The 4,563-nt window shown below is 38.6% G+C and carries 10 protein-coding genes; all 10 read right to left on the reverse strand.

The annotated features are described in order from the left end of the window. A partial coding sequence (gene ssb, locus HMPREF2887_RS05720; protein ID WP_084740851.1) for a single-stranded DNA-binding protein occupies positions 1 to 251 on the reverse strand: 251 nt, incomplete at its 3' end. Between the two features lie 349 nt (positions 252 to 600). After that, on the reverse strand, positions 601 to 984 hold the full coding sequence (locus tag HMPREF2887_RS05725; RefSeq protein ID WP_084740852.1) for a hypothetical protein: 384 nt from the start codon (positions 982 to 984) through the stop codon (positions 601 to 603). Positions 985 to 1,003: 19 nt separating this feature from the next. Further along, positions 1,004 to 1,252 (reverse strand): hypothetical protein, encoded by a 249-nt coding sequence (locus HMPREF2887_RS05730; RefSeq protein ID WP_261673856.1) that lies wholly within the window; start codon positions 1,250 to 1,252, stop codon positions 1,004 to 1,006. 47 nt (positions 1,253 to 1,299) lie between these two features. Continuing rightward, complete coding sequence (locus tag HMPREF2887_RS05735) at positions 1,300 to 1,491, reverse strand: hypothetical protein (RefSeq protein ID WP_084740857.1); 192 nt, start codon at positions 1,489 to 1,491, stop codon at positions 1,300 to 1,302. After that, a complete protein-coding gene (locus tag HMPREF2887_RS10270; RefSeq protein ID WP_186821906.1) occupies positions 1,492 to 1,656 on the reverse strand; it encodes a hypothetical protein in 165 nt (54 codons plus the stop codon). It lies immediately after the preceding gene. A gap of 9 nt (positions 1,657 to 1,665) precedes the next feature. Then, a complete protein-coding gene (locus HMPREF2887_RS05740) occupies positions 1,666 to 3,018 on the reverse strand; it encodes a DNA cytosine methyltransferase (RefSeq protein ID WP_084740859.1) in 1,353 nt (450 codons plus the stop codon). A 1-nt stretch (position 3,019) separates the two neighbouring features. Next, positions 3,020 to 3,352, reverse strand: a complete 333-nt coding sequence (locus tag HMPREF2887_RS05745; RefSeq protein ID WP_084740862.1) for a hypothetical protein — start codon at positions 3,350 to 3,352, stop codon at positions 3,020 to 3,022. Beyond that, positions 3,349 to 3,804: a YopX family protein gene (locus tag HMPREF2887_RS05750; protein WP_084740865.1), complete on the reverse strand. Its 456-nt coding sequence runs from the start codon at positions 3,802 to 3,804 to the stop codon at positions 3,349 to 3,351. Before HMPREF2887_RS05750 ends, HMPREF2887_RS05745 begins: the two co-directional genes overlap by 4 nt. Before the next feature lie 14 nt (positions 3,805 to 3,818). Beyond that, positions 3,819 to 4,220 (reverse strand): beta-sandwich lipoprotein, encoded by a 402-nt coding sequence (locus tag HMPREF2887_RS05755; RefSeq protein WP_084740868.1) that lies wholly within the window; start codon positions 4,218 to 4,220, stop codon positions 3,819 to 3,821. A gap of 10 nt (positions 4,221 to 4,230) precedes the next feature. After that, positions 4,231 to 4,542, reverse strand: a complete 312-nt coding sequence (locus tag HMPREF2887_RS05760; protein WP_084740870.1) for a hypothetical protein — start codon at positions 4,540 to 4,542, stop codon at positions 4,231 to 4,233. Positions 4,543 to 4,563: the final 21 nt, after the last annotated feature.

Genomic DNA, 4,563 nt, shown 5'->3' on the forward strand with positions numbered 1-4,563 from the left:
TTTTCATAACTACGTGTCTGAATGCGACCTGTAATTCCAATGAGAGAACCTTTTTTTGTCCAATTTGCAAGATTTTCTGCCTGTTGGCGCCAAATAACAACGTTAATAAAATCTGCTTCTCTATCGCCACTTTGATTTTTAAAGTTGCGATTAACAGCAAGAGTAAAAGTTGCGACCGCTTGATTTTGCGGAGTATAGCGAAGTTCAGCATCACGGGTCAAGCGACCCACAAGTACAACATTGTTAATCATATATAGACACTACCTCCCCTGTAATCACATCTCTTTTAAACCACGTTTTAAAATATGGTTTATTTTCACCATAACCATAAACCGCGCTGCAGGAATATTCGTACTGACTTTTTGTGTATGGATAACGTTTCGGTCTTTTTCTAATCATCAATTCTTCTCCTCTCGTTTATCTATCAGGCTTGATATTTTTAGTAATGAGTAAGTTAAAAGCGTCTGTGCTAAAAATAGTGTTACTACTCCAATCAAGATTATCTTCCACATTTTTTACTTTCCGTTCCTTTTTTTAGTTCCAATAGATCTGACTTTAAATTCAATTATTGTTATTGGAAACATAACAATACCTTTCTAATTAACATTCATAATTATAGGCAAAATATAATTTGTTACCTATCGGATAATAATAAACACCACGGAAATCATCTCCATAATAGCCGCAAGATTGATCACAATATTCTCCATCTAACTGCTCATCCCCGTACGCTCCGTGATAAATGGAAAAATTGTATCGAAATATCTCATCGCCTTCAATTCCATCAAGGAATGAGTTGATTCTTCTGTATTTGCGATGCATACTTTCTATCAACTTTTTTGGAAATTGATTTTCAATGTTTCGAAATTCAGCTAGAAATATCATGTAATCATCCAGTTCAGTCCACTTTTTAGTTAGCCGAGTAATGTATTTAGGTATTTTATAACTTCTTTTCTTGATTTTCTTTTTTAGTCGTTTATTCATTCAACATTCTTCCTTATATTTAATACTGCCAACTCGGGCTTTTCTTCCGAGCCTCTGCTAGTTTCTGTTGCCGTTCCATGCGGTCGTGCTCGATTGCACAGACCACATACATTGCTTCAAGCTCTATGCGTTCGTTTTCTTTTGCTTGTTGCTCTAATTTCTTCTGCTCCTTGCGCCAGTCTAAGTGGTTGACAAATGCGCCAGCGATGAAAACGAATGCGAGTGTTGCTACCGCTCCTAAAATTTCACTCATTTCTACCCACTCCATACAATAAATGCGCCGCAACTAGACAATGTACAATTGATAAGCTATTGTCAATAAATTCCTGAGTTTCTTTTGTTGCCATTTTTTCTATCCTCCCGTTTTAATAATTCTTCCTTGATTTTGGTTAGCATGTTGTTATCTGCCAAAAGAAAGATTTCAAAGTCTGATGGCTTGTTCTCATCCTCAATCATATGCTTGTTTAGCGCGATTTTCCCGTCAATCCACTCAATCATTTCAATCATTTATTCCACCTCGTCAATTTGGTTGATGATGTCAACAAGGTCTTTCTTTTTCATTACCACGACTTCTTTTTCAAAATAAGGCATCTTTCCGTTTCGTCTGCTCAAAATTGCCGCAAATGCTAGTCTGGATTCATTTATCTTTTCAATTGCTTCTTGTTTGTTCATTTTTTTGCCTCATAATCTTTTAGCTATTTCAGCGATAACATTGACTGTCACGCTGTTTCCTGCTTGTTTATATAGCTGGCTGTTACTATTGACTTCCTGAGCTTTTTCAAATGCCCAATCTGGAAAACCTTGCAGTCGCCAACATTCTTTTGGAGTTAACTTGCGAATGCGGAAACCATCTGATATACCAAAAGCACCTGCTTTCGTGTTTCCTTGGTGACCGCTTGCCGTCAATGTCCCGACTATCTCCTTTTCGGACTTGTTATAAAAATCATAAATTTTTACATAATTATTCTCATGATAGCTATTGCTAGATAAAGTAGGCGCTATGCTGTGCTGACCGCCTTTATTAAATCCCCTTGCCTTTTGAATAATCTTTGGTTCTCGCCCTCCTCCTTGCATGGTCGAAAGAGTTGGCGCGAGACCTCTGGGATTGTACACTCTTGAGTTTTGGTCGTGATTACCTGGCAATTTCCCTGCGATTAAAATTCCATGCTTATCTTGCGCAGTCAAAGTAAACATAGGCTCTCCGTTTTCCTTAAATCTCCGACCATTCTGCCTTTTTTTAGGTCTGTCTGGAGTTAAGACTGGAATTGCAATCTTTTGGCCCTCTCCCTTATTGGTAGTTAGGGTGGGTGCTAGGCCATCAGCTTGATAGACTTCTCCATTCATCCCCCTTCCGGATGGATTGATATTACCAATAGAGCTTACTCTCTGCGATTCACTTTCAATAATGTACGATCCGACCCCTTGACTGTTTGGGTATCTGGTTGTAAGGGTATTTGTTGACAGTTTCTGATACTTATCAACTTGTTTGCTAGTGCTTGAGAGAGGAAAAATTCTTCTGGTACTTCCTCCTCTAAGATGTCCGACAATGAACACACGTTCCCGATTTTGGGGGACACCAAAATCTTTGCTGTTAAGCACTTGCCATTCCACATCATACCCCAGTTCGTCCAAGGTTCTGAGGATGGTCGCAAACGTAGCTCCTCTGTCATGGTTGAGGAGTCCTTTGACGTTTTCAAGGAACAGATATCTAGGTCTGAGAATAGATGCGAACCTAGCAATTTCAAAGAACAGAGTTCCTCGTGTATCTTCAAAACCTCGTCTATTTCCTGCAATGCTGAAAGCTTGGCACGGAAATCCTCCACAGATAACGTCCACACTTCCGATTCCTCGAATAGACTCATCTGATACTGCTGTGATGTCATGTAATTCAATTTCTCCTTTCGTATCGTGAATAGCTTTATAGCTTTCTCTTGCAAATTTGTCTATTTCACAAAAACCTACGCATTCATGTCCTGCTGATTCCATTCCAAGACGAAAGCCGCCGATTCCTGCGAATAAATCAAGAAATTTCAATCTACCCTCCAACTCTGTTAGCGTCCGCGATCCGTTTTGCTTCTTCTGCTTTCTGTTTTTCTTTAAGCTGATATTCTGCATTCAGCTTGTTCAAGATAATGTCTTGTGCCGAATTTCTGTTTTGCAACTTTTCGATTTCGCTTGTCTTTTTCTGCAGCTCTGTCTTTAGCTCGCTAATTTGCCGTTGCTGGTGCTCGGTGGATGTGATTAAGCCGACAGCGAATAGCAGCATGACAAATGCTAGAGCAGTCATGATTAGGTTAGCGTTGGCTATTGAGCGTTTATTTGTTATGTGTTTAACTTCTAGCGTGCTAACTCGTTCATTTAGCGTCATTTCTTGCCCTCCATCAGCTCCCAATTTTCGCTTTTCCATTTTTCAAACATGATTAAATCCAGCATATTTTCATGGATATTTCCCAACACTTCACAGTTTTCTAAAAATGGAGATTCAAAAGGTGAGTAGGTGGCAGGTTCGACATTTAAGTATTCTAAATAAAAACCTATTCCGGTAATTTTAATGCCGTCATCTTCAAAATAGTCATACTTTCCAAAGCTAACTATACAAGCAAAAGAGTTAGTTGCAATGATGTCCCCCTCGAAAATTTCCTTGCCGTTCTTGTCTTTGAGGCCGGTTGATTGCATGAGAATAAAGTTTTCGGGCTCTTGCCAATCATCTTCATCTTCGTCAAATATTTTCACGCTTTGGAAATATCCGCCTAGCATATCCGCATCTATCAATCCTAATTTTTTATGCGTTTTGTCCCACGCTCTAAATTTTGGTATCATCTTCTAATTTCTCCTTATTTCTTTTTTATAATATCAAACGGGACAATGCTTTCTGGCATATAATTGATTTCGTATTTATATTGGTTGACTTTTGCCCCCTCAATATCTTCGACAACATACATATTCCAACCAGTTAAATTGACCATGTGTTTCTTATAAACACCTTTATCTGTTTCAACCAAAATTTCCAAACGTTTACCTTTATTTGCTTCGGTGTCAACAGAAATCCGTCCGATTACTTCAAATTCTATTTTGTCTGTTCGTGTATTGATAACTGCAACACGACGAATAACATTAAAATTATCTGCTTCTTGGCTGATATTATGTGATACCTTATCGCTTTCACGACAAGCAGCTAGTCCAAATAAACTAATTAAAACTAATCCTGTAAGTGCAATATTTTTTATTTGTTTCATTTTTCACCTCTCATCTTCTCGGCTGATACCCTCTGAAATTCTCTTTCAGATAGTCCAGCACCTCATAGACATCCGCAAGGTCATACTTCCAATCCCTCCCTTGCTTACGTCTTTTTAATCCATTCGCTAGCATCTTTTTCAAATACTTAGCATCAAAACCAAACTTTTCCATGAGCTCCTTTTGATTCAAAGGAACTTTTTCCGCTTCTAGCTCTTTTCGAACCTCCTCACGGATAATATTCGTCTGCTCACGAATGTATAACTGCGCCATCTCGTCAGACATCAACGGTGGCAATCTGCTTGATTGGCTTGATTCATTCATAACAAACCTCCAAAAAGTTCA

The organism is Streptococcus sp. HMSC071H03, from assembly GCF_001813035.1.
Classification (GTDB): domain Bacteria; phylum Bacillota; class Bacilli; order Lactobacillales; family Streptococcaceae; genus Streptococcus; species Streptococcus anginosus.